21 protein-coding genes are annotated in these 22,121 nt (G+C 70.1%); 11 read left to right on the top strand and 10 right to left on the bottom strand.

The features are described from left to right. Positions 1–465 precede the first annotated feature (465 nt). Positions 466–1,344: a hypothetical protein gene (locus tag ACIBW9_RS12900; protein ID WP_398954213.1), complete on the top strand. Its 879-nt coding sequence runs from the start codon at positions 466–468 to the stop codon at positions 1,342–1,344. A 219-nt stretch (positions 1,345–1,563) separates the two neighbouring features. Here ACIBW9_RS12900 and ACIBW9_RS12895 read toward each other — a convergent pair whose 3' ends face one another. Together ACIBW9_RS12895 and ACIBW9_RS12890 are read right to left on the bottom strand one after the other, a co-directional pair. Next, complete coding sequence (locus ACIBW9_RS12895) at positions 1,564–1,812, bottom strand: hypothetical protein (RefSeq protein ID WP_389073087.1); 249 nt, start codon at positions 1,810–1,812, stop codon at positions 1,564–1,566. 348 nt (positions 1,813–2,160) lie between these two features. Beyond that, positions 2,161–2,637 (bottom strand): MarR family winged helix-turn-helix transcriptional regulator, encoded by a 477-nt coding sequence (locus tag ACIBW9_RS12890; protein WP_398954210.1) that lies wholly within the window; start codon positions 2,635–2,637, stop codon positions 2,161–2,163. A gap of 126 nt (positions 2,638–2,763) precedes the next feature. Here ACIBW9_RS12890 and ACIBW9_RS12885 point away from each other — a divergent pair, with 126 nt between their 5' ends. Both ACIBW9_RS12885 and ACIBW9_RS12880 read left to right on the top strand, forming a co-directional pair. Further along, positions 2,764–3,156, top strand: coding sequence for an HGxxPAAW family protein (locus ACIBW9_RS12885; protein ID WP_398954208.1), 393 nt, complete (start codon positions 2,764–2,766; stop codon positions 3,154–3,156). 81 nt (positions 3,157–3,237) lie between these two features. Continuing rightward, the gene (locus tag ACIBW9_RS12880; protein ID WP_398954206.1) at positions 3,238–4,122 is read left to right on the top strand and encodes a DUF2797 domain-containing protein; all 885 of its coding nucleotides are present in this window, start codon (positions 3,238–3,240) and stop codon (positions 4,120–4,122) included. A 197-nt stretch (positions 4,123–4,319) separates the two neighbouring features. Here ACIBW9_RS12880 and ACIBW9_RS12875 read toward each other — a convergent pair whose 3' ends face one another. Further along, entirely contained in the window at positions 4,320–4,517 is a 198-nt protein-coding gene (locus ACIBW9_RS12875) for a hypothetical protein (protein ID WP_398954204.1), read from the bottom strand. Positions 4,518–4,747: 230 nt separating this feature from the next. Between ACIBW9_RS12875 and ACIBW9_RS12870 the strand changes: the two genes are divergently transcribed. From ACIBW9_RS12870 to ACIBW9_RS12840, 7 genes are all read left to right on the top strand, one after another. Then, a complete protein-coding gene (locus ACIBW9_RS12870; protein ID WP_398954202.1) occupies positions 4,748–5,656 on the top strand; it encodes an amidohydrolase family protein in 909 nt (302 codons plus the stop codon). A 128-nt stretch (positions 5,657–5,784) separates the two neighbouring features. Beyond that, complete coding sequence (locus ACIBW9_RS12865) at positions 5,785–6,525, top strand: response regulator transcription factor (protein ID WP_311736776.1); 741 nt, start codon at positions 5,785–5,787, stop codon at positions 6,523–6,525. Next, positions 6,522–8,156 (top strand): ATP-binding protein, encoded by a 1,635-nt coding sequence (locus ACIBW9_RS12860; RefSeq protein ID WP_398954200.1) that lies wholly within the window; start codon positions 6,522–6,524, stop codon positions 8,154–8,156. Before ACIBW9_RS12865 ends, ACIBW9_RS12860 begins: the two co-directional genes overlap by 4 nt. Positions 8,157–8,170: 14 nt before the next feature. Beyond that, positions 8,171–9,589, top strand: coding sequence for a glycosyltransferase (locus tag ACIBW9_RS12855; protein WP_398954198.1), 1,419 nt, complete (start codon positions 8,171–8,173; stop codon positions 9,587–9,589). A 2-nt stretch (positions 9,590–9,591) separates the two neighbouring features. Beyond that, positions 9,592–11,754 (top strand): glycosyltransferase family 39 protein, encoded by a 2,163-nt coding sequence (locus ACIBW9_RS12850; protein WP_398954196.1) that lies wholly within the window; start codon positions 9,592–9,594, stop codon positions 11,752–11,754. A 70-nt stretch (positions 11,755–11,824) separates the two neighbouring features. Beyond that, positions 11,825–13,237: an MFS transporter gene (locus ACIBW9_RS12845; protein ID WP_398954194.1), complete on the top strand. Its 1,413-nt coding sequence runs from the start codon at positions 11,825–11,827 to the stop codon at positions 13,235–13,237. 129 nt (positions 13,238–13,366) lie between these two features. Then, the gene (locus tag ACIBW9_RS12840) at positions 13,367–14,122 is read left to right on the top strand and encodes a TetR/AcrR family transcriptional regulator (protein WP_398954192.1); all 756 of its coding nucleotides are present in this window, start codon (positions 13,367–13,369) and stop codon (positions 14,120–14,122) included. Positions 14,123–14,312: 190 nt separating this feature from the next. Here the strand turns inward: ACIBW9_RS12840 and ACIBW9_RS12835 are convergent, their stop codons facing one another. The 4 genes from ACIBW9_RS12835 to ACIBW9_RS12820 form a co-directional block, all read right to left on the bottom strand. After that, positions 14,313–14,783, bottom strand: coding sequence for a PPOX class F420-dependent oxidoreductase (locus ACIBW9_RS12835; protein ID WP_398954189.1), 471 nt, complete (start codon positions 14,781–14,783; stop codon positions 14,313–14,315). Positions 14,784–14,843: 60 nt separating this feature from the next. Further along, entirely contained in the window at positions 14,844–15,665 is an 822-nt protein-coding gene (locus ACIBW9_RS12830; RefSeq protein WP_398954187.1) for a YceI family protein, read from the bottom strand. Positions 15,666–15,793: 128 nt separating this feature from the next. Next, positions 15,794–18,325 carry an MFS transporter gene (locus ACIBW9_RS12825; protein WP_398954185.1) on the bottom strand — a complete coding sequence of 844 codons (2,532 nt, stop codon included), beginning with the start codon at positions 18,323–18,325 and terminating at the stop codon, positions 15,794–15,796. Positions 18,326–18,338: 13 nt separating this feature from the next. Further along, complete coding sequence (locus tag ACIBW9_RS12820; protein WP_398954183.1) at positions 18,339–18,845, bottom strand: MarR family winged helix-turn-helix transcriptional regulator; 507 nt, start codon at positions 18,843–18,845, stop codon at positions 18,339–18,341. Positions 18,846–19,040: 195 nt separating this feature from the next. Between ACIBW9_RS12820 and ACIBW9_RS12815 the strand changes: the two genes are divergently transcribed. After that, positions 19,041–19,241, top strand: coding sequence for a hypothetical protein (locus tag ACIBW9_RS12815; protein WP_398954181.1), 201 nt, complete (start codon positions 19,041–19,043; stop codon positions 19,239–19,241). Positions 19,242–19,250: 9 nt separating this feature from the next. On the opposite strand, the gene ACIBW9_RS12810 is transcribed toward ACIBW9_RS12815, so the two are convergent. The 3 genes from ACIBW9_RS12810 to ACIBW9_RS12800 all read right to left on the bottom strand — a co-directional run bounded on the left by ACIBW9_RS12810 (position 19,251) and on the right by ACIBW9_RS12800 (position 22,005). Next, complete coding sequence (locus ACIBW9_RS12810) at positions 19,251–19,955, bottom strand: hypothetical protein (protein WP_398954179.1); 705 nt, start codon at positions 19,953–19,955, stop codon at positions 19,251–19,253. 39 nt (positions 19,956–19,994) lie between these two features. Further along, the gene (locus ACIBW9_RS12805) at positions 19,995–20,918 is read right to left on the bottom strand and encodes an RNA polymerase sigma factor SigF (protein ID WP_398954177.1); all 924 of its coding nucleotides are present in this window, start codon (positions 20,916–20,918) and stop codon (positions 19,995–19,997) included. Between the two features lie 247 nt (positions 20,919–21,165). Next, positions 21,166–22,005: an RNA polymerase sigma factor SigF gene (locus ACIBW9_RS12800; RefSeq protein WP_398954175.1), complete on the bottom strand. Its 840-nt coding sequence runs from the start codon at positions 22,003–22,005 to the stop codon at positions 21,166–21,168. Positions 22,006–22,121 lie beyond the last annotated feature (116 nt).

Genomic DNA, 22,121 nt, shown 5'->3' with positions numbered 1-22,121 from the left:
CTTCAGGGTCAGGCACAGGACCACACCCGGTTTGATCGTCCTCCGCCGGGACCGGCTACGAGTAGCCGGGGCGGTCGGTGCGTGTGAAGGCGCCGGTGACGCTTCGTCCTGGATGAGCACCTGCACCGAGTATGGGTCGGGCCAGGGCAATGACTCCAGATGGGCCAGCAGCCCGTGCCGATTCAGTCGCATGAACTCCACGACCCAGGCGTCGAACCAACTTCCGCTGATCGACTCGAAGCACTCGGAACGCGGTCCGGGCTGTACAGCGGCGAAGTACGGCAACCTGGGCAACCGGCAGTGCCTCACGCCCGCCCGCCACGAGTGCGTGCTCGGTTCCCGGCGAGGACCGGAACTCGTCTGCGTCTGGAACGCAATGACGTGTCTTTCCGTCTTGAAGTCAGCCGAAGGTGACAGAGGCCGACCTGTCCGGCACAACGTCAAAAGGCAGGGCAGACGACGGAGATGGGCGGATTCCGAACTGCCGCACGGGTGGCGCTGCCGTTCCTGCTGCTTGCCCTGGCGGCCGGACCGGCTTCGGCCTCGGTCCCGCAGCCCACGGCATCGCTCACGTACGGACGCGTCACGTCGGTGCGGCCCGGTGACACGCTGAGCGTCGACGCCAAGCAGGGCGAGGCGCAGTACGGCGACACCATGCGCTCGTCCGTGTTCCTCGCGTCGGGCGAGCTGCGCATGATGGATCCGCTGCTGACGACCACCGTCACCGTCGCCTGCGAGGCCACGCCGGGCACCTATCCGGTCCTGCGGCGCGGCGCGGGGGACGTGGGGCCCGAGGAGCATCCGTTCCGCTGGGCGCGGGTGCGTGTCGAGCCGGCCGACGAGGCCGCGCGCCGGGCCTGCCGCGACAGGGTGAAGAAGCTGCCCCGGCGGGATCCGGAGGAACGCTGGGCCCCGGACACCACATGGCCCCAGTCGGAGTGGGACGTGCGGACCTTCCGGGCCGGCCACCGCATCACGATCACCGACAACGACGACGAGGGATCGGACGGGGACATCAGTCTCACCTCCCCCGCCTTCGCCGGCCGCGCCGTCCTGCGTGGCGCCAGGGCCGTCCTGACCGCCACCGCAACCCTCAAGTGCGACGCCGCGCCCGGCCTCTACGTCGTCCACCGGCACGAGGTCGGCCAGACCGGCCCCGACAAGCCGTGGGCCCGGTTGCGCCTCACCCGGGGCGAGGCCTGTTCCACGGAGCAGGCGGCCGCACACTCCGCCGGAGCATCGCGCCTCGGCCTGGCGGCCTGGACCGTGGGTGGCACGCTCCTTGCCGGCGTGGCGGGGGCGCTGTTCCTGAGGGCCAGGTCCCGCCGCGGGAACTCCGCCTGACTGCCGCGCACGATCGGGAGGTGACTGCTGGTCCGCGGACTTCTGCCCAAGGGCAGTACGGGAATTGACACACAGACAAGAGGCCCCGGAAAGATCCGGGGCCTCGTGCGGGTGATGGGGGCTGTGGCCCGTGGGCGAGACAGCGCTCGGCGCCCGGAGCTGTGTGCTCCGGGCGCCGAGACCCAAGTCGGTCAGCTACGTGACGCGATCAGTGGCCACCTAGTCGCAGGTACTGGAGCCGACGTGGTTGTTCTGGCCGCCCGCGTTGCCCTCGCCATTGAGCGCATTGCCCAGGAGGCCGTTGAGCAGTCCGACCTGACCGAGGATGTCGATGTTCAGGTCGTGGGACCTGCACCCGCCGCCTTCATGCATGAGGTTCGCGGGCTGGGCGGTGGCGGTGCCGGTGGCTATGAGGGTGAAGCTGCCGAGGATGGCGGCCGCGACAGCGGCCTTCTGAAGCTTGCGCATGACTCCTCCTTGGGTCGAATGAGCGCAACATCAAAGATCCACTAAGCGCTCATTTGGGAGGCTAATCCGATATGTCCCGCCGCGCTCTTCGGAGCTGGCATACGGGGTCAATCATGCGCAATCGGGCGAACCGGAACGCGTCGCCTCGGCCGCCGACGGGCCCGAATCCTGTTGGTTTCACGCGTATTTGAGGCCCCGAAGGATTCCGGGCCTCCGGGGTCGTCCTGATCTGACACCGACACAGATGGACGAGTTCAAGCGGCGGCCGCCGGGCGGCGGAAGGCCTCGGAGGCGCGTGGGCGGGCGCGCTCGGCGTGCAGCGGGAGGGCGGCCCGCAGCAGGTCCGGCTCAGTCCGTTCGGCAGTGCTCTTCCAGGTAGCCGGCCGCCAGGGCGCTCGCGCGGGTGAACCAGTCGGTCAGGACGGCGATTTCGTCGGGGGAGTAGTCGGCGAAGAGCTCGTTCAGGCGGGCGTAGTACGGCTCGTAGACCTCGCGGACGCGGGCCTCCGCGTCCGGCACGGCGGCCACGCGGACCCGGCGCCGGTCCGTCGGGTCGGGGCGGCGGGTGACGTAACCAGCGCGTTCCAGGCGGTTGAGGATCCCGGTGACCGCGCCCGTGGTGACGTGGGCACGGGCTGCCAGGTCGCCGGCCGTGAGCAGGTTCTCGCCGGCCTCGATGACGTAGCCGAAGCAGGTCAGGTCGGTGACGTTCAGGCCGATCTGCTGGGCCATCTCCTGCTGGCCGATCAGACTGGTCGCGATGAGGTGGTCCATTGCCGACAGCGCCTGGGCCGGGGTGGCGGTCGGGCGCGGCTTGGCTTGCATGACGGATTCCTGATTCCCTTAGATCGTCAGAGGTTTATGAGGTAAATTTCTTAGAAGGTGAGGGATCTGGTTGGCGCGCCGTCCGGTCGCTGTCCGGATCCCGTTCGTCCTCGGGGAGGCGGGTACATGAGCGCACACCAGTATGACGAGGGGCACACGGTCGCGGGCTGGACCGGTTTTGGGGTGGCGAGCGCGGGGGCTGTGGTGCTGGGGCTCGGGGTGTGTACGGCCTCGGTGATCACCCTGGCCGGAGGGCTCGGCATCGTGGTCGTGAGCGTCCTGGTGACCTGGGCGCTGCACCTTGCGGGGTGGGGCAAGCCGCCGGGGCGGCGGCCCAGGGAGCAGTGGGGATGGCGGGTACGGGATCTGGCGGCGCGGGAGGGGCATCCCGGGTGCGTCGGCTGCCGGCTGGCCGGGCGCGGGCGGGGAGCAGGGCGTACGGCGGAGTCGTACGGCGCGGTGGTCGCGGCCGGCGGCGGGGAGCCGCAGCCTGCCGCCGCGGCCGAGTCAGGGCGTTGAACCGGCTGCACCAGGGCGCCGACCTGCTCGAATTCCCTCGTCGCGGTCCCTTGTCAGTGCCGCCCCCTACTCTCGAAGGCAATGGCACAGGCATGGAAGTGCTCGGGGCTGCGATGGGCGGCAGGCGGTCCCGTGCTGGCATGGGACGGCGGGCGGCGCTCGGTGCTGCCTTGGGGGAAACGGGTGGCCTTCGGGGTCGCGGACGGGGGTGTGCGGACATGTGTGGGCGCACGTGGACATGCGTGTCCGGTACGGGCGGTCGTGCCGGGGCGGAGTACGGGGGCGCGGTGCGAGGAGTGTGCGCGGCTGGACCGGGCGCACTCGGTGGCCGCCGACACGATCGCGGACGACCCGCGGCCGTACCACGTGTATCTGGCGTGGTTCGGGCCCGGCATGGTCAAGGTCGGGATCACGGCGGAGGAGCGGGGGTCCGCACGGCTGCTCGAGCAGGGTGCGGTCTGCTTCAGCTGGCTGGGGCTGGGGCCGCTGATGGCGGCGCGGCGCACCGAGGAGTTGCTGCGGGCCGCGCTCCAGGTACCGGACCGGATCCCGTATGCCGAGAAGCGGGCGGTGCGGTCAGGGTTGCCGGTGACGCAGGCGGAGCGGGCGGCAGAGGTCGAGGAGTTGCACGCGCGGGCGCTCGCACTCGACGGCTGGCCGGAGTCACTCGCCCGTGAGCCCTGCCAACCGGTCGATCACGCCGAGGCGTTCGGGATCGCCGGCCTGCCGGCCGCCGTCGGCGAGGTGACCGAGCTTGTCGCGGGCGGGGCGGTGAGTGGGCGGTTGGTTGCGGCGGCCGGGCCGGATCTGCATCTGGTGACCGGGCGGGGCGTCGTTGTGCTGGATACGCGGTTGATGCGCGGGTGGGAGTTGCTTCCTGCCGAGGGATCTGTGGCAGAGGGCGAACTCACCCTTCCGGTGAAGGAGTCCAAGCGTGGACTCAGCGCCCAGGACGGCTTGTTCTGAGTGCCGGCTCGACTGCTGCGGCGCCGACGACAACCAATGTTTCAACAACAAAAATAAGCAATGAATTAGCAAACCCAACAAATCTCTGGCACGGCGTATTCGTGGAGTGAGTGTTGCGCGTGAGGAAGGCAGAGGAGGAAATGACGGGCATAAAGCCCTCCTCCTCTGCCTGCCCCTATCTCACGCGGCGATAGGTGTCATGCGCACTGGTTGCCGACGCCGTCGCAGTCGCCGTCATCCCCGCCGTGGCGATAGGCGATCGGGACGGACTGGACCGTTGTGGTCTTTACGGCGGTGTGGAGAACGGACGGCGCGGCCATCGCGGTTCCGGCCGAGGCAGTCGCGGTTGCGAGAGCGAAGCCAAGGGCGGCGCCGATCGCGAGTATTCGTGACATGGATATCTCCAGGCGTGTTTGGTGTGTTGCCCCCTCGACCATCACTCTGCATACCCCTGCGGCAGGTTTCATCTCGGGCGCGGCCAATCGTGTGACCACCGCGGAATCGTGCCGCCATGTCTCCGGCGAGCGGGGGAAAACCCCGCGTTCCTGCGCCCGATTCCCCGATAGTCGCTCTCTTTTGGCAAGCGCTATGGACACCCGTCCCTCTGCCGTCGATCGTGGACGACATGAGCGATCAGCCCGTTGTGCCGTTGCCCATCGGCACCTCTTCCGAGGATGTGCGGCGGTTCTGGCAGCGGCTCGGGCTGCCCGGGCTGGTCGACGTGCACACCCACTTCATGCCCGAGCGGGTGCTGCGCAAGGTCTGGGGCTACTTCGACTCACTGGGGCCGCTGACCGGCGGCGTCGAATGGCCCATCACGTACCGCAAGGAGGAAGCGGAACGGGTCGCGCTGATCAGGGAGTTCGGGGTGCGTCGCTTCACCGCCATGCTCTACCCGCACAAGCCGGGCATGGCGCAGTGGCTCAACAGCTGGGCGGCGGACTTCGCCGGCCGTACTCCGGACTGTCTGCACACCTCAACGCTCTTCCCAGAGGCCGGCGTTGAGGACTACGTCCAGGAAGCCCTCGATGCGGGAGCGCGGGTCTTCAAGGCTCATGTGCAGGTGGGGGCGTACGACCCGGCGAGTGAACTCCTCGATCCCGCTTGGGGGTTGCTGGCCGAGGCCGGGGTGCCGGTGGTGATGCACTGCGGGTCGGGGCCCGCGCCGGGCAAGCACACCGGGCCGGAGCCGGTCGGGCGGGTGCTGGCCCGGCATCCCCGGCTGCGGCTGGTCGTCGCGCACATGGGGATGCCGGAGTACGAGGACTTCCTCGACCTCGCCGAGCGGTACCGGGAGGTGCGGCTGGACACGACGATGGCGTTCACGGACTTCGCTGAGCGGCTCGCGCCGTTCCCGCGGCGGGCGCTGGCACGGCTCGGCGAGCTCGGCGACCGGATCCTGCTGGGCAGCGACTTTCCCAACATCCCGTACCCGTACGTCCATCAGCTGCAGGCGCTGGAGCGGCTGGGGTTGGGCGAGGAGTGGCTGCGGGCCGTCTGCCATGACAACGGGGCGCGGTTGTTCGGGTTGTGAGAGCCCGCGGGACGATGCGGCAGAGCAAGAGCTTCCCAGGGTTCGCCTGAGAGGTGCCTGTGCGTTTCTCAGGGAAATCACAGGTTGCCGAAAGGGTGTTCTCAGAGGATCCCGACAGTGTGTTCAGCATGACCACGACCTCGCCCCAGGGGCGCACCGAACTGCTGAGGCCGGACGGGAGCCCCGTCCGAGTGCTTGTGGTGGACGACGAGATGTCGATCACCGAGCTGCTGTCCATGGCCCTTCGCTATGAGGGATGGCAGATCCGGAGTGCGGGGGATGGCACGGGTGCCATCCAGACCGCGCGGGAGTTCCGGCCCGACGCCGTCGTTCTCGACATGATGCTGCCGGACATGGACGGGCTGACGGTGCTCGGGCGGCTGCGCCGTGAGCTGCCGGACGTGCCGGTGCTGTTCCTGACCGCGAAGGACGCGGTCGAGGACCGGATCGCCGGTCTCACCGCCGGCGGCGACGACTACGTCACCAAGCCGTTCAGCCTGGAAGAGGTCGTGGCACGGCTGCGGGGGCTGATCCGGCGCTCCGGTGCCGCCGACCGGAGGTCCGACTCCGTGCTCGTCGTCGGTGACCTGACCCTGGACGAGGACAGCCACGAGGTCAGCCGTGCCGGGGAGGGCATCCACCTCACGGCCACCGAGTTCGAGCTGCTGCGCTTCCTGATGCGCAATCCGCGGCGCGTGCTCAGCAAGGCGCAGATACTCGACCGGGTGTGGTCGTACGACTTCGGTGGGCAGGCCAATGTGGTCGAGCTCTACATCTCGTATCTGCGGCGCAAGATCGACGCCGGTCGTGAGCCGATGATCCACACCCGGCGGGGAGCCGGTTATCTGATCAAGCCTGCCGCGTCATGAGCGGACGGCGACGACCGCGCACGCAGAAGCGACGAGCGGGACAGCCGCGCACCCTGCGGGCGCGGCTCGTCGTCGCGTCCGTGGTGCTGATCGCCGTGGTCTGTGCGGTGATCGGTACGGTGACGACATTGGCGCTCAGGCAGCATCTGTACGACCAGTTGGACGAACAGCTGGTTCAGGTCGCCGGGCGGGCGGCAGGCTTCGGAGGGCCGATCGGCGGCGGCCCCGACAAGCGGAACTCGGCCCGGAGCAACGACGTCGGCAGCAACAGCCAGACCCTCGACCTGACCGAGTTCGTCACGCATGGCCCCCAGCCGGAGCGCACGGTCATCGCCAGGGTCCAGAAGGGCCACATCACCGACGCCAAGTACGGCGAGAGGTCGGACGAGAGCACCGACCTCAGCGGGATGGTCCCCAACTCCCTCAGCGAGGCGGCCCGTAACTCGCTCAACACCGTCTCCCAGGACGGCAGGATCCACACCGTGGAGATCAGCGGGCTGGGCACGTACCGCGTCAAATACGTAAGCAGCGAGAACGGCAGCTACTACGTCGCCGTGCCGACCAAGGTCCCCGACAGCACGATCAACACCCTCATCCTCGTCGAGGTAAGCGTCACCGCCGCCGGCCTCGGTGCCGCCGTCATCGCCGGTTACGTCCTCGTCGGCGTGGCCACCCGTCCCCTCCGCCGCGTCGCCGCGACCGCGACCCGGGTCTCCGAACTCCCCCTGCACACCGGCGAGGTGAACCTCTCCGAGCGCGTCCCGGAGTCCGAGACCGACCCGCACACCGAGGTCGGGCAGGTCGGGGCCGCGCTCAACCGGATGCTGGACCATGTCCATGGCGCGTTGCACTCGCGGCAGCAGAGCGAGATGCGGGTACGGCAGTTCGTCGCGGACGCCAGCCACGAGTTGCGCACTCCTTTGGCCTCCATCCGCGGGTACGCCGAGCTGACCAGACGCGGCAGGGAGCAGGTGGGCCCCGACACCCGGCACGCCCTCGGCCGTATCGAGTCCGAGGCGGGCCGGATGACACTGCTCGTGGAAGACCTCCTTCTCCTCGCTCGACTCGACGCCGGGCGGCCGCTCCAGTTCGAGCAGACCGATCTCATCCCGCTGGTCGTGGACACCGTCAGCGACTCCCGTGCGGCCGGAATGGACCACATCTGGCGGCTCGACCTGCCGGACGAGCCCGCGCTGGTGTCCGCGGACGCCGCACGGATCCAGCAGGTGCTCGTCAACCTGCTGGGCAACGCCCGCAAGCACACCCCGCCCGGTACGACGGTCACCGCACGCATCCAGCGGCGCGGACCGTGGATGTGCGTGGACGTCGAGGACAACGGGCAGGGGATACCGGCGGAGCTGCTGCCGCACGTCTTCGAGCGGTTCGCGCGCGGTGACTCCTCGCGCTCCCGTGCCTCCGGTTCCACGGGCCTCGGTCTGGCGATCGTGCAGGCCGTCGCGACCGCGCACGGCGGTGCCGTGACCGTGGACAGCGTTCCCGGACGCACGGTGTTCACCGTGCATCTGCCGGCGCTTGCCCCGGTGGTACCCCACCCGGCTCCCGAAACGAACTGGCAATCGCACTCACAGGCAGACCACAGTGCCACCACATGGGTGCAACAGGGCACTTGACCAGAGTCGTTTCCATGCGAAGCGACTCTTCTCCCGGCACCCTGCCGGCGCGGGAGCACCTCCCGGCCGGCGACGCCGGTACGCCTGTCCTGGACGTAGTGATCCCCGTCTACAACGAGGAGAAGGACCTCCAGCCGTGTGTGCTGAGACTGCACGACCATCTCAAGCGCACGTTCCCGTACGCGTTCCGGATCACGATCGCGGACAACGCGTCGACCGACACCACTCCGCTGGTGGCGGCGCGGCTGGAGACGGAGATTCCCGAGGTCTCCAACTTCCGGCTGGAGCAGAAGGGCCGCGGTCGCGCCCTGCGGGCCGTGTGGTCCGCCTCCGAGGCGCCGATCCTCGCCTACATGGACGTGGACCTCTCCACCGACCTCAACGCACTGCTACCGCTGGTGGCGCCACTGATCTCCGGCCACTCGGACCTGGCGATCGGCTCCCGGCTGGCCCGCTCCTCCCGCGTGGTGCGCGGACCGAAGCGGGAGTTCATCAGCCGGGCGTACAACCTGATCCTGCGCGGCTCGCTGCAGGCCCGCTTCTCCGACGCGCAGTGCGGTTTCAAGGCGATCCGGCGTGATGTCGCGCAGGTGCTGCTGCCGCTGGTCGAGGACACCGGCTGGTTCTTCGACACCGAGATGCTCGTCATCGCCGAGCGCGCGGGGCTTCGTATCCACGAAGTGCCCGTCGACTGGGTCGACGATCCCGACTCCACCGTGCACATCGTGAAGACGGCGACCGAGGACCTCAAGGGCGTGTGGCGGGTGGGCAAGGCGCTGGCCACCGGGTCGCTGCCGCTGGACCGGATCACCCGGCCGTTCGGCGACGACCCGCGCGACCGCGAGATCCAGGACGTACCGAAGGGGCTGGCCCGCCAGCTCGTCGGGTTCTGTGTCGTCGGCGGTCTGTCGACCCTGTTCTATCTCGTCCTCTACAGCCTCTTCCGGCAGTTCGGCGGCTCGCAGGTCGCCAACGCCCTGGCCCTGCTGGTCTCCGCGGTCGCCAATACGGCGGCCAACCGGCGCCTCACCTTCGGAGTGCGCGGCAGCGGCGGCGCCGTCCGGCACCAGGCGCAGGGCCTGGTCGTCTTCGGCATCGGCCTCGCGCTGACCAGCGGTTCGCTCGCCGCCCTGAACGCGGCGACCTCCGACCCCGGGCACTCCACCGAGCTGGCGGTGCTCGTCGCCGCCAACCTCGCGGCGACCGTGCTGCGCTTCCTGCTCTTCCGCGCCTGGGTGTTCTCCGACCGGCGGGACAGCGAGCCGTCCCAGCACGCGCAGCCGTACCAGCCGCTCCCGCAGCGTCCGGTCGCGCAGCCGAACCCGTACCTGACCACCCAGTTCCGCGCCGGTGCAGTCGCGGACCAGCGCTGGGAGGACGCCACCCTGCATCTGCAGCCGGTGCGCCCGACCGACACCGACCCGAGGGACTGACGATGACCACGCACTACGACCGGACGACCCAGCCGGGTCCCTCCGCATGGGGCCCGCCACCTACGGCGACCACGGACGTGCCGCAGCCCGTCGCGCCCGGATCCGATGAACCCGAGCGGCCCTTCGTCCGCAGACTCCGGCGCGGCCACCCCGAGGACCCCCGCTGGGTACGCCCGGCCTTCCTCGGCCTGCTGCTCGCCACCGGCCTGCTCTACCTCTACAACCTGAGCGCCTCCGGCTACGCCAACTCCTTCTACTCGGCGGCCGTCCAAGCGGGCAGCAAGTCCTGGAAGGCGTTCTTCTTCGGCTCGCTGGACGCGGGCAACGCCATCACCGTCGACAAGCCCCCGGCCTCCCTGTGGCCGATGGAGCTGTCGGTGCGGATCTTCGGCCTCAACTCCTGGGCGATCCTCGTCCCCGAGGTCCTCATGGGCCTTGCGACGGTCGCCGTCGTCTACGCGTCGGTGCGCCGCCGGTTCAGCCCCGCGGCCGGACTGATCGCGGGCGCGGTGCTCGCGCTGACTCCCGTCGCGGCGCTGATGTTCCGGTTCAACAACCCGGACGCCATGCTGGCGCTGCTGATGTCGGTCGCCTGCTACTTCGTGGTCCGGGCCCTGGAGGACGGCCGTACGAAGTGGCTGGTGTGGGCCGGTGTGGCGATCGGGTTCGCGTTCCTCGGCAAGACGCTGCAGGCCTTCCTGATCCTTCCGGCCCTTGCGATCGTCTACGCGGTCTGCGCGCCGGTGTCGCTGAGGAAGCGCCTCGGGCAGTTGGCCGCGGCGACGGCCGCGCTGGTGGTGGCCGGCGGCTGGTGGGTCGCGTTCGTCGAGCTGTGGCCCGCCTCCTCCCGCCCGTACATCGGCGGCTCGCAGGACAACAGCTTCCTTTCGCTGACCTTCGGCTACAACGGCTTCGGGCGCCTGAGCGGCAACGAGACCGGCAGCGTCGGCGGCGGAGGCGGTGGCACCGGCACCGGCATGTGGGGCGCGACCGGGTGGAACCGGATGTTCAACTCCGAGGTCGGCAGCCAGATCTCCTGGCTGCTGCCGGCCGCGCTGATCCTCCTCGTCGCGGGGCTGGTGGCCACGCGCAAGTACCGGCGGACCTCCGTGACCCGCGGTTCGTTCCTGGTCTGGGGCGGGTCGCTGCTCCTGACCATGGTCGTCTTCAGCTACATGGCGGGCATCTTCCACCAGTACTACACGGTGGCCCTCGCCCCCTACCTCGCCGCCGTGGTCGGCATGGGCTCCGCGCTCCTGTGGGAGAAGCGGCGCGAGACCTGGGCGTCCCTCACCCTCGCGGCCGCGGTCGTGGCGAGCGCCGCCTGGGGCTACGTACTCCTCAACCGCACCTCGGACTATCTGCCCTGGCTGAAGTACCTGGTCCTGGTCGGCGGCCTGGTCGCCGCGCTCGGTCTGATCTTCGCGGGCCGGATCAGCCGGCAGCTCGCCCTAGGGGCGGCCGCCATGGGCCTCCTGGCCTCGCTGGCCGGTCCGACCGCGTACACCCTGTCCACCGTGAACAGTGCGCACACCGGTTCCATCGTCACGGCGGGCCCGGCCGGCGCGAGCATGATGGGCGGCGGCCGGGGCGGCTTCGGCGGCGGCGGTGGAATGCGGGGCGGCTTCGGTGGCGGTGGCCTGCCGGGCCGGCAGAACCAGCAGAACCAGCAGAACGGCAACGGCAACACCCAGAACGGCGACGGCTTCCCGGGCGGCGGCACGAACCAGCAGGGCGGTGTGCCCGGCGGCCGGGCGGGCGGCGGCATGGGCGGCGGCGGTGGCGTCGGCGGCCTGCTGAACGGCGCGAGCGTCAGCTCGCAGGCCAAGAAGCTGCTGGAGACGAACGCGTCCCAGTACACCTGGGTCGCGGCGGCCGTCGGCGCGCAGAACGCGGCGAGCTACCAGCTCTCCACCGGCGACCCGGTGATGGCGATCGGCGGCTTCAACGGCACCGACCCGTCGCCGACCCTCGCGCAGTTCAAGAAGTACGTGGCGGACGGCAGGATCCACTACTTCATCTCCAGCGGCACCGGCGGCGGCATGATGGGCGGCCGTAGCAGCGGCACGTCTTCGCAGATCACGTCGTGGGTCGAGAAGAACTTCAAGAAGGTGACGGTCGGTTCGTCGACCTTCTACGACCTGACGCAGAAGGCGAGCAGCTAGCAGTCGGCAGCCGATAGCTGTCGGGAAAAGTGTTGTACACCGTATAGCGCCCAGCTATACGGTGTATGGCATGTCTACGTCCCCACAGAGCCGGCCGCAGGGCCACCCCCGGCGCTGGCTGATCCTCGGTGTCATCTGTCTCGCCCAGCTCACCGTGCTGCTCGACAACACCGTCCTGAACGTGGCGATCCCCTCCCTCACCCGGGAGTTGGGCGCGGCCACCGCCGACATCCAGTGGATGATCAACGCCTACTCGCTCGTGCAGTCGGGCCTGCTGCTCACCGCGGGCAGCGCGGCCGACCGCTACGGCCGCAAGAAGATGCTGATCGCGGGCCTGGCCCTGTTCGGGGTCGGTTCACTGACCGCCGGACTGGCGGGCAGCACCGGGCAGTTGATCGCCGCGCGGGCCGGTATGGGCGTGGGCGGTGCGCTGCTGCTGACCACGACTCTGGCCGTGGCGATGCAGATCTTCACGACCGAGGAGCAGCCGAAGGCCATCGGCATCTGGGCGGCGGTCAACGCGCTGGGTTTCGCGGCGGGGCCGCTGCTCGGCGGGTTCATGCTGAACCACTTCTGGTGGGGAGCGATCTTCCTGGTCAACCTGCCGGTGGTGGCGCTGGGATTGATGGCTGTCGTGGCCCTGGTGCCGGAGTCCCGGAATCCGCGCGGTGACCGCCCCGATCTCCTCGGCGCCCTGCTTTCCACGATCGGCATGGCCGCGCTGGTGTTCGCGATCATCTCGGGGCCGGAGCACGGCTGGACGTCGGGGCGGGTCCTCGGCACTGCGGCGATCGCCGTACTGGTCCTGGGTGCCTTCGCGTACTGGGAGACCCGGATCCCGTACCCCATGCTCGACCTGCACTTCTTCAGGGACCGGCGGTTCACGGGTGCGGTCGCCGGTGCGGTGCTGATCACCTTCGGCATGGGCGGGGCGCTGTTCCTGCTCACCCAGCATCTGCAACTCGTCCTGGGCTACGGCCCCTTGGAGGCCGGTCTGCGGACGGCGCCGCTCGCGCTGACGGTCGTCGCGCTGAACTTCTCGGGGCTGTCGGCGAAGTGGGCCGCCAGGCTGGGTACGCCGGTGTCCATTGCGCTGGGGATGGTGCTGATGGCGGGTGGGCTGGTGGCCATCGCGCTGCTGGACTCCGGCGGTTATGCGGGGACGCTGGTGGGGCTGTTGCTGATCGGCGGGGGGTGTGCGGTCGCCAACCCGGCGATGGCGCACGCCATCATGAGCGCGATTCCTCCGGAGAAGGCGGGGGTGGGCGCCGGGATCAACGGGACGCTCGCGGAGTTCGGGAACGGGCTGGGGGTCGCCGTGCTCGGGGCGGTGCTCAGCTCCCGTATGCCGTCGGCCGGGCTGGCGGCGGGGTTGCGGACGGGGCAGTTGGTGGGAGCGGTGGCGGTGCTGCTGGGTGGGTTCGTGGCGGCGGCGTTGCTGCGGCGGGCTGAGCGGGCAGACTCGGGGGTGGTGGTCGCCTAGAGCTCGGGTGGCCCGGTGGTTGTCTGCGCTCACGCGGCGGAGCCGCACAGCGATGCAGTCCCGCGCCCCTTGCGGCGGCTGCCGTCTGGCATCGTGATCAGTGAAACGTGGGTCGAGGAAGGTGCGCCAATGGTGAGGGCAGCCGAGCGGGCGGCGCGGACCAGTGTGTGGCTGGAGGGCAAGGTCCGCCGGGGCGGTCGTGGCGGGCAGCCGTCGGGGCTCGACCGGGACCGGATCACCGAGGTCACCGTCCGCCTGCTCGACGCGGAGGGGCTGGCCAAGTTCTCCATGCGCCGGCTGGCGGCCGAGCTGAACGTCACCGCGATGTCCGTCTACTGGTACGTCGACACCAAGGACGACCTCCTCGAACTCGCCCTGGACGCGGCCTTCGGCGAGATCGCCCTGCCGGAGCCGGACGCCGACGAGGACTGGCGCGACCAGCTGCGCGCCTTGGCCAGGGAGTACCGCTCGCTGCTGGTCCGCCATCCCTGGCTGTCGCCGCTGGCGGGTACGTTCCTCAACATCGGCCCGAACAACCTGGCCTTCGCCCGGGTCGTGCAACGGGTCATCCGCCGTACCGGACTGCCCACGCACGGGCTGGCGGCGGCCATCTCCTCCGTCTTCCAGTTCGTGTACGGCTTCGGCACGATCGAGGGCCACTTCAACGCCCGCAGCGCCGACTTCGGCATGACCGCGGACGAGTACTTCAAGCACGCCATGAGCGCGGTGACGCAGGACCCGCAGGCCGCCGAGGTCGTCAAGGAGTCCGAGGACATCATGGCGGCCCGCGGCGGCGACACCGTGCACGAGATGTGGGAACGCGACTTCGACTTCGCCCTGGACCTGCTGGTGGCGGGCATCGAGGCGATGGTGGCCCGAGGCTGACGCACCCCTCCCCGAAGGCGCAGCCGCGCCGCAGCGGCCGGCGGTGGCTAGTCCCCGGACGACAGCCGCGCCGGGAAGCCCCCGGTGGCCACCGGGCCCCGCCCCTTCCTTCTGCGCTCCTCGCGCTGCTTCGCAGGCTTCGGGGCGCTGCGCCGGACTCCGTCCGTCGAGTGGCCGCGGCCGGCGGTTGCTAGTCCCCGGACGACAGCCGCGCCGGGAAGCCCCCGGTGGCCACCGGGCCCCACTTCTCGGGGGTGACCCGGATGATGGACTTGCCCTGCTTGACCATCGCCTCCCGGTATTCGTCCCAGTCCGGGTGCTCACCGGCGATGTTCCGGTAGTACTCGACCAGCGGTTCCACGGACTCCGGTGAGTCGATGACCTCCGCCGTTCCGTCCACCTGGACCCACGGGCCGTTCCAGTCGTCGCTCAGCACGACGAGGCTGACGCGTTCGTCCCGCTTGGCGTTGCGGGTCTTGGCCCGTTCGGGGTAGGTGGAGACGACGATCCGCCCCGAGTCGTCGACCCCGCAGGTCAGCGGCGAGGCCTGCGGGCTGCCGTCGGCCCTGCGCGTGAGCAGGATGGCGCGGTGGCGGGGGCGTACGAAGTCCAGGAGTTCGTCGAGGGAGACACGGGTGTTGGTCGCGATGTTCGGTGCCATGGCGCCAGCCTAGGCCCGTGCGGCCCGGCGAGCCTGCTCCTGCCGTGCCTACGCCCACGCTCAGACCTGCGGCAGCGACTCCCCCTGCACCGCCTGGATGTCCAGCTCCACCTTCAGGGTCGTGCCGATCGCGGCGATGCCCGCCTGGAGCACCTGGTTGTAGTTCATGGCGAAGTCCTCGCGGCGGAGTTCCGTCGTCGCCCGGAACGCGGCGCGCGTCCCGCCCCACGGGTCCGCGCCCGTGCCCAGGTAGGCCAGGTCCAGGTCCACCGGCCGTACGACCCCGTGCAGGGTCAGCTCCCCGTGCACGGTCCAGCGGTCCGCGCCCGCCGCCGTGAGGCCCGTCGACCGATAGATGATCTCCGGGTGCTTCTCGACGTCCAGGAAGTCCGGCGAGCGCAGATGGTCGTCGCGCATGCCGTTGCCCGTGTCGATGGACGCGGCCCGGATCACCGCCTCGACCCGGGACTTCTCCACCTCGTCCGGGGCGATCTCGACGCGACCGGCGAACTCCGTGAACCGCCCGTGCACGCTGGAGATCCCCAGGTGCTGGGCGACCGCGCCCACCGAGGAGTGCGCCGGGTCGATGGTCCACGGCCCGGGCGGCGGCAGCTCGGTGCCGCCCTGCCGGGCCAGCGTCACCGCACCCAGCTCGGCCCGTCCGCTCGCCGTGACCAGCGCGCTGGAGGCCACGGGCGCATACCCGACGGCCGTGACGATGACGGTGTACGCGCCCGGGGCGAGCTCGGTGGCGTCCCGTACGGCCCCCTCGGCGTCCGCCTCCGCGCGCAGCACCTGTGTGCCGGTCATGTCGGTCACCGTGACGACCGCGTGCGACACGGCCCATCCGTCCCGCGTACGGATCTTCGCGGTCAGGCCCATCTTGACTCCCGTTTCTGCCTGCAGTGCAACTGCTCGTGAAGCTGGTCGTAAAGCGACCGGCCCGTGGCGCCGGGCGCGCACCTCCGCTCAGAGCGCGCATGCCGTCCGCCACGGGCCGGAGTACCGAACTACTCGCCCGGATGGGCCAGTTCGATGTCGTGGCCGTCGACTCCGCGGCCGTTCACCGTCAGGGCGGTCGCGACCGGCGGGTAGCCCGTCGCGATGACCGTGTAGTCGCCGCCGTTCAGGTCGGTGAAGGCGTAGGCCCCGTCCGTGCCGGTGGTGGCCGTCCCGACCACGTTGCCCGCCGCGTCGACCAGGGTGACCCGGGCGTCGGCCAGCGGACCGTGCGGGGCGCGGACCACGCCCTGCAGCTGGGCGCCCGAGTCGAGGTCGATCTCGATACGGGTGACTCCGGTGCCGCCCACCTCGACGGGCAGGGCGCGCGGCCGGTACCCGGCGGCGTTCACCGCGACGGTCACCGTCCCGGGCACCAGCTCGGCGAGGGAGAACTCGCCCTGCTCACCGGTGGCGGCGGTGGCCAGCAGCTCCCCACGGACATCGGTCACGATGACCATCGCGTCCTTGACGGGCAGCGTGGTCTCGGCGGCCCTCACCACACCGCTCAGCCCACTGGTGCCGCTGAGCAGGATGTCGTACGAGACGGGCTCACCGTTCACCACGACCGTGGACGCCTGCGGCTGGAAACCGTCGGCGGCGGCGATCAGGACGTAGCTGCCCACGCTCGGCGCCTCGACGGCGTAGGAGCCGTCGGCCTGCGCGACCGACCGGCCCAGCTGCCGTCCGGCCAGCGAGATCAGCGTGACGGCGGCCTGCGGCACGGGCGCGCCCTCGTTGCCGCGGACGAAGCCGCGCACCGGGATCCCGCCGGAACCGGCGGACTCCTCGGGCCGGGCGAGGGTGGCCACGGCGGCCAGCCGCTGCGTGCCGTCGGCGGCGACCTCGGTGTCGGAGACGGCCCAGCTCGGGACGTGCTCGGCAGTCGGAGCAGCGGGAGCCTCGACGGCGGCCGGAGCGGCCTTTGCAGCGGGGGTCTCCTCGGCGGCAGCGGCCTGCGCCAGCGCGCCCTTGGTCTTCAGCGGGACCTCCTTGATGAACAGGGTGATCAGGAACGCGACGGCCGCGAGGGCGCCGGCGATCAGGAAGACATCGGCGATGCCGTGGCCGTAGGCGCTCTCCATGAGGGTGCGGATGGGGGCCGGCAGCTTGCCCAGGTCCGGGATGCTGTCGGTGGAGGAGCCGGCACCGGCCAGCGCCGCACGGTACTGCGGGTCGAGGGCGGCGATGCCGTCCTTGACGTAGTGCGTGATCCGGTGGGCCATCACCGCGCCCAGCGCGGAGACGCCGACCGCACCGCCGAGCGAGCGGAAGAAGGTGACCGTGGAGCTGGCGGAGCCGAGGTCGCGCGGGTCGACCTGGTTCTGCGTGCACAGCACCAGGTTCTGCATCATCATGCCGATGCCGAGACCCAGCAGCGCCATGAAGATCGACATCTTCCAGTACGCCGTGTCGTAGCGGATGGTGCCGAGCAGGCCCAGCCCGGCCGTCACCAGCACACCACCGCTGACCAGCCAGGCCTTCCAGCGGCCGGTGCGGGTGATGAACTGACCGGAGACGGTGGAGGAGACGAACAGACCGCCGATCATCGGGATCGTCATGACGCCCGACATGGTCGGGGACTTGTCCCGCGCCAGCTGGAAGTACTGGCTGAAGAAGACCGTGCCGGTGAACATCGCGACACCGACGAACAGCGAGGCCAGCGACGCGAGGGTGATCGTGCGGTTGCGGAACAGCCGCAGCGGGATGATCGGCTCGCTCGCCTTGGACTCGACGAGCACGAAGACCAGACCGAGGACGATCGAACCGCCGACCATCGTGTACGTCTGCCAGGACAGCCAGTCGTACTTGTCACCGGCGAAGGTGACCCAGATCAGCAGCAGCGAGACGGCCGCGGCGACGAAGAACGCACCGGCCCAGTCGACCTTCACGTCCCGCTTCACGACGGGCAGGTGCAGGGTCTTCTGCAGCACGATCAGCGCGATGACGGCGAAGGGGACGCCGACGTAGAAGCACCAGCGCCAGCCCAGCCAGTCGGTGTCGGTGATGACACCGCCGAGCAGCGGGCCGCCGACGGTGGCCACGGCGAAGGTCGCGCCGAGGTAGCCGGAGTAACGGCCGCGCTCGCGCGGGGAGATCATCGCGGCCATGACGATCTGGGCGAGGGCGGACAGACCGCCGACGCCGATGCCCTGGACGACACGGCAGGCGATCAGCATGCCGGAGTTCTGCGAGAGTCCGGCGGCCGCGGAGCCCAGCACATAGATGACCAGGGCTATCTGGACGAGCGCCTTCTTGCTGTACAGGTCGGCGAGCTTGCCCCACAGGGGAGTGGTCGCGGTCATGGCCAGCAGCGAGGCCGAGACGACCCAGGTGTAGGCGGACTGGCCGCCGCCGAGGTCGCTGATGATGTGCGGCAGGGCGTTGGTGACGATCGTGGACGACAGGATCGCCACGAACATGCCGAGCAGCAGACCGGAGATGGCCTCCATGATCTGCCGGTGCGTCATCGGGGCGTACTCGGCGGAGCCTCCCCCGTGCTTGGCATGAGCCCGCACACCGGCTGGTGTGGTCGTTGCCATGGGCTTCCTTCTCTTAAGTGCTTGCGGGTGTACGGGTGGTCGGTTCGAGTTCGAGTTCACGTGCGGGGGGCGGGAGCCGGGGCGGCAGGGCGCGGCAGTCGTCGAAGCTGGCCCGCAGGCGTTCCATGAGCCAGCTGAGCTGGGCGACCTCCTCGTCGCTCCAGTCGGCGAGCCGCTCGGCCAGCAGCTGGGTGGTCCGTTCGGACAGCGCCTCCAGCTGCGCCAGGCCCGTGGGCGTGAGGTGCAGGATCCGGGACCGCTTGTCCGCCGGGTCGGCGGACCGGTCGATCCAGCCGCGCTCGGCGAGGTGGGCGACATGGCGGCTGGTGACCGACATGTCCACGGCCAGCAGCTCGGCGAGTCTGCTCATCCGCATGTCGCCGTGGCGTCCCAGCAGGGTCAGCACCGCGGCGCTGCCGCTCGAGCAGTCGGACGGCATGATCCGTCCCAGCTCCCGCTTCACCGCGCCGAAGGCGCTGAACTGCCTCAGCAGCTCCTCGTACTGCGCCCGCTCGGCCATCACACCTCCCGCTTTCGTTGCTTGGGGCAACCATAGAAGTTATTGGTTGCTACAGGCAAATAAAAGGACTCGGGTGAACGACAAAAACTTGGCAAAGGCAAGTATTGCGACAGTAAACATGCAGGTGGGAGCGGTTACGTCCGCGAACCGCCCCCCACTTGGGCCACAACCGGTGATTCGCTAGGGTCTCGGGCTATGGCTAACCCCCAGGGCCCCCAGGGCAACCACGACCCCGCAGGCAGCACCCAGATGTTCCGCGCGTTCGTCGACGAGGGCCCGCAGGGCCGCCGTCAGCAGCAGGCGTCCGCGCCGGCCGGACCGCGCATCGGCCTGATCGTCGGCATCGTCGTGGCCGTGGCGGTCGTGGCGGCCGTCGCCTGGCTGGCACTCAAGTAGGACCGGCCGCTACTTCCACCGGACGGTGACGTCCCGCGTCTCGATGTGCATGCCGAGCGGCACGCGCCAGGCGTCGACACACACCGTCCAGGTCCTCTCCTTGCGTACCCCGGCACCGATCGGCACCGGAAGCCCGACGGTCGACTCGACCGTCCCCCAGTCGATGCCGAGCGCCCCGATGATGTGCGTCCCGAAGGTCACACTGCCGGAACGCACCGCACTGCCACCGGAGTTGGCGAAGTCCAGCGTGACGTCCTCGCACCAGCGCCTGTCGGTGGCTTTCCGGGCCGGGTCGCCCCAGGTGAGAACGGCGGGCCCAGCGGGCGCCGTGGCGCTCGGAGTCGACGTCGGTGAAGGCGAACCCGGTGGCGTACGAGGGGACTTGGCGCCGTTGCCCGACGGGCTGCCGACTCCTGCGGGCGCTGCCGCCGGAGCGCTGGGCGAAGTCCCGCTCCCCGGCACGGCGTTGCCTTCGGCCGCAGGGGCGGCCCCGCCCTCCCCGCGCGCTCCGTCCAGCGGTACGAAGGTCACCCCGCCCGTCGGCGTCAGGGTCGCACCGGACGCCTGAGGCGCACCGCCCACCGGCCCGGTGGCGACGTACCCCTCGGCCCCGCCGCCCCCGCACGCGGCCAGCGCGGCGCCCAGGCAGACGACGGCCGCCGACGCGCCGATCACAGCGCCTCGACGGCCAGGTGTCCATGTCGTCCGGAGCATCGCGCCAGTGTGGCTGACACTCCGTCAGGAAGGAAGGGCTCAGTCGGAGATGAGCCCCTCCCGCAGCTGGGCGAGCGTCCGGGTCAGCAGCCGGGAGACGTGCATCTGCGAGATGCCGACCTCCTCGCCGATCTGCGACTGGGTCATGTTGGCGAAGAAGCGGAGCATGATGATCTGCCGCTCCCGCGGCGGGAGCTTGGCCAGCAGGGGCTTGAGGGACTCGCGGTACTCGACGCCCTCCAGAGCCGTGTCCTCGTAGCCGAGCCGGTCCGCGAGGGAGCCCTCGCCGCCGTCGTCCTCGGGTGCCGGGGAGTCGAGCGAGGAGGCGGTGTACGCGTTGCCGACTGCGAGGCCGTCGACCACGTCCTCCTCGGAGACGCCGAGCACGGCGGCGAGTTCGGGGACGGTCGGGGAGCGGTCCAGCTTCTGGGAGAGCTCGTCGCTGGCCTTGGTGAGGGCCAGGCGCAGTTCCTGCAGCCGGCGCGGGACCCGCACCGACCACGAGGTGTCGCGGAAGAACCGCTTGATCTCACCGACGACCGTCGGCATCGCGAAGGTCGGGAACTCCACGCCCCGCTCGCAGTCGAAGCGGTCGATCGCCTTGATCAGGCCGATGGTGCCGACCTGGACGATGTCCTCCATCGGCTCGTTGCGCGAGCGGAAGCGGGCCGCCGCGTAGCGCACCAGTGGGAGGTTGAGTTCGATCAGGGTGTCCCGGACGTACGCGCGCTCGGGGCTGGTCTCGTCGAGTGCGGCGAGCCGCAGGAAAAGGGAGCGGGACAGGGTGCGGGTGTCGATGGCATCCGAGGCCGGCGGGGCCGGGATGTCAGCGGCCGTAAGGGCCGGGGCCGGTGCGGTGTCGACGGCTGCCATCTCGTCGATGGAGCCGAGCACGGCGTCGGCGGGCGCGGACGCGCTCTTCGTGAGCGTGAGCACCTTCGAGCTGCCCTGGTCTGCGGACATGCCACCCCCTCTGGGTCGCGGGACGGTCGTGGCCGGGGCCTCCCCTGGCGAGGAGTTCAGCCTTCACCTGAATACCGGAGCCGAAGCCGCGGCAAACGCGCTTGGGGAAGAATGTCACATGTCGGCAACACGCTGTAGTGACATGTCGACATGCGAGACACGAATCGGCCCTGGAAAAAGGGGGTCTGAGGCTTTTTCAGCACAGAACTGTCGGGAACGTCCCTGGTGAGCGATTCGCTCGTGACGGTTATGCCTCGATCCTGTTTGCGGATCGCAGCCGCTGGAAGCTACGCGCGAGTAGCCGTGAGACATGCATCTGGGAGACGCCGAGTTCCGCACTGATCTGCGACTGGGTGAGGTTGCTGTAGTAGCGCAGAAGAAGGATTCGCTGTTCCCGTTCCGGCAGTTGTACGAGGAGATGGCGGACGAGGTCGCGGTGCTCGACGCCGTCCAGGGCCGGGTCCTCGTAGCCGAGCCGGTCCAGCAGCCCCGGCAGCCCGTCGCCCTCCTGGGCGGCCTCCAGGGAGGTCGCGTGGTACGAGCGGCCGGCCTCGATGCAGGAGAGCACCTCCTCCTCGGTGATGCGCAGCCGTTCGGCGATCTCGGCGGTCGTCGGGGTGCGCCCGAAGGCGGTCGTCAGGTCCTCGGTCGCGCTGTTGACCTGCACCCACAGCTCGTGCAGCCGGCGCGGGACGTGGACCGTGCGGACGTTGTCCCGGAAGTAGCGCTTGATCTCGCCGACCACGGTCGGCATCGCGAAGGTCGGGAACTGCACGCCCCGGTCCGGGTCGAAGCGGTCGATCGCGTTGATGAGCCCGATGGTGCCGACCTGGATCACGTCCTCCATCGGCTCGTTGCGGGAGCGGAAGCGGGCGGCCGCGTAGCGCACGAGCGGGAGGTTGGCCTCGATGAGCGCCCCGCGCACCCGGTTGTGCTCCGGTGTGCCCGGCCCGAGCCCCTTGAGCTCGCCGAAGAGCACCTGGGTGAGGGCCCGGGTGTCGGCGCCGCGGCTGCGCGGCGGTGCGGGCTCCGGTGGGGCCTCGGGGGCCTCCTGGGGCGGTGCTTGAGGCGCAGTACTGGCCGGCACGGTCAACTCCACCTCGCAATCGATCAACGTATTCGGCAAAAGCGGTCATAGCATCACAAGAGATGTGCACTGTGTGCAAGCACCGCATAACGCCGTGTTGAGGGCAAGTTGGGGCT

Source organism: Streptomyces sp. NPDC049541 (genome assembly GCF_044465725.1).
Taxonomy (GTDB): Bacteria; Actinomycetota; Actinomycetes; order Streptomycetales; family Streptomycetaceae; genus Streptomyces.
Note: the sequence above shows the minus strand (reverse complement) of the source record. Positions and strands in the feature narration are given on the sequence as shown.

What these genes read in the sequence shown, in the direction of transcription:
- ACIBW9_RS12880 (WP_398954206.1), top strand. Translation starts at nt 3,238, where the DNA reads ATGGCACAGGCATGGAAGTGCTCGGGGCTGCGATGGGCGGCAGGCGGT.
- ACIBW9_RS12890 (WP_398954210.1), bottom strand. Translation starts at nt 2,637, where the DNA reads ATGCAAGCCAAGCCGCGCCCGACCGCCACCCCGGCCCAGGCGCTGTCG.
- ACIBW9_RS12885 (WP_398954208.1), top strand. Translation starts at nt 2,764, where the DNA reads ATGAGCGCACACCAGTATGACGAGGGGCACACGGTCGCGGGCTGGACC.
- ACIBW9_RS12870 (WP_398954202.1), top strand. Translation starts at nt 4,748, where the DNA reads ATGAGCGATCAGCCCGTTGTGCCGTTGCCCATCGGCACCTCTTCCGAG.
- ACIBW9_RS12810 (WP_398954179.1), bottom strand. Translation starts at nt 19,955, where the DNA reads ATGCTCCGGACGACATGGACACCTGGCCGTCGAGGCGCTGTGATCGGC.
- ACIBW9_RS12850 (WP_398954196.1), top strand. Translation starts at nt 9,592, where the DNA reads ATGACCACGCACTACGACCGGACGACCCAGCCGGGTCCCTCCGCATGG.
- ACIBW9_RS12875 (WP_398954204.1), bottom strand. Translation starts at nt 4,517, where the DNA reads ATGTCACGAATACTCGCGATCGGCGCCGCCCTTGGCTTCGCTCTCGCA.
- ACIBW9_RS12845 (WP_398954194.1), top strand. Translation starts at nt 11,825, where the DNA reads ATGTCTACGTCCCCACAGAGCCGGCCGCAGGGCCACCCCCGGCGCTGG.
- ACIBW9_RS12830 (WP_398954187.1), bottom strand. Translation starts at nt 15,665, where the DNA reads ATGGGCCTGACCGCGAAGATCCGTACGCGGGACGGATGGGCCGTGTCG.
- ACIBW9_RS12860 (WP_398954200.1), top strand. Translation starts at nt 6,522, where the DNA reads ATGAGCGGACGGCGACGACCGCGCACGCAGAAGCGACGAGCGGGACAG.
- ACIBW9_RS12815 (WP_398954181.1), top strand. Translation starts at nt 19,041, where the DNA reads ATGGCTAACCCCCAGGGCCCCCAGGGCAACCACGACCCCGCAGGCAGC.
- ACIBW9_RS12840 (WP_398954192.1), top strand. Translation starts at nt 13,367, where the DNA reads ATGGTGAGGGCAGCCGAGCGGGCGGCGCGGACCAGTGTGTGGCTGGAG.
- ACIBW9_RS12900 (WP_398954213.1), top strand. Translation starts at nt 466, where the DNA reads ATGGGCGGATTCCGAACTGCCGCACGGGTGGCGCTGCCGTTCCTGCTG.
- ACIBW9_RS12855 (WP_398954198.1), top strand. Translation starts at nt 8,171, where the DNA reads ATGCGAAGCGACTCTTCTCCCGGCACCCTGCCGGCGCGGGAGCACCTC.
- ACIBW9_RS12895 (WP_389073087.1), bottom strand. Translation starts at nt 1,812, where the DNA reads ATGCGCAAGCTTCAGAAGGCCGCTGTCGCGGCCGCCATCCTCGGCAGC.
- ACIBW9_RS12825 (WP_398954185.1), bottom strand. Translation starts at nt 18,325, where the DNA reads ATGGCAACGACCACACCAGCCGGTGTGCGGGCTCATGCCAAGCACGGG.
- ACIBW9_RS12865 (WP_311736776.1), top strand. Translation starts at nt 5,785, where the DNA reads ATGACCACGACCTCGCCCCAGGGGCGCACCGAACTGCTGAGGCCGGAC.
- ACIBW9_RS12835 (WP_398954189.1), bottom strand. Translation starts at nt 14,783, where the DNA reads ATGGCACCGAACATCGCGACCAACACCCGTGTCTCCCTCGACGAACTC.
- ACIBW9_RS12820 (WP_398954183.1), bottom strand. Translation starts at nt 18,845, where the DNA reads ATGGCCGAGCGGGCGCAGTACGAGGAGCTGCTGAGGCAGTTCAGCGCC.
- ACIBW9_RS12805 (WP_398954177.1), bottom strand. Translation starts at nt 20,918, where the DNA reads ATGTCCGCAGACCAGGGCAGCTCGAAGGTGCTCACGCTCACGAAGAGC.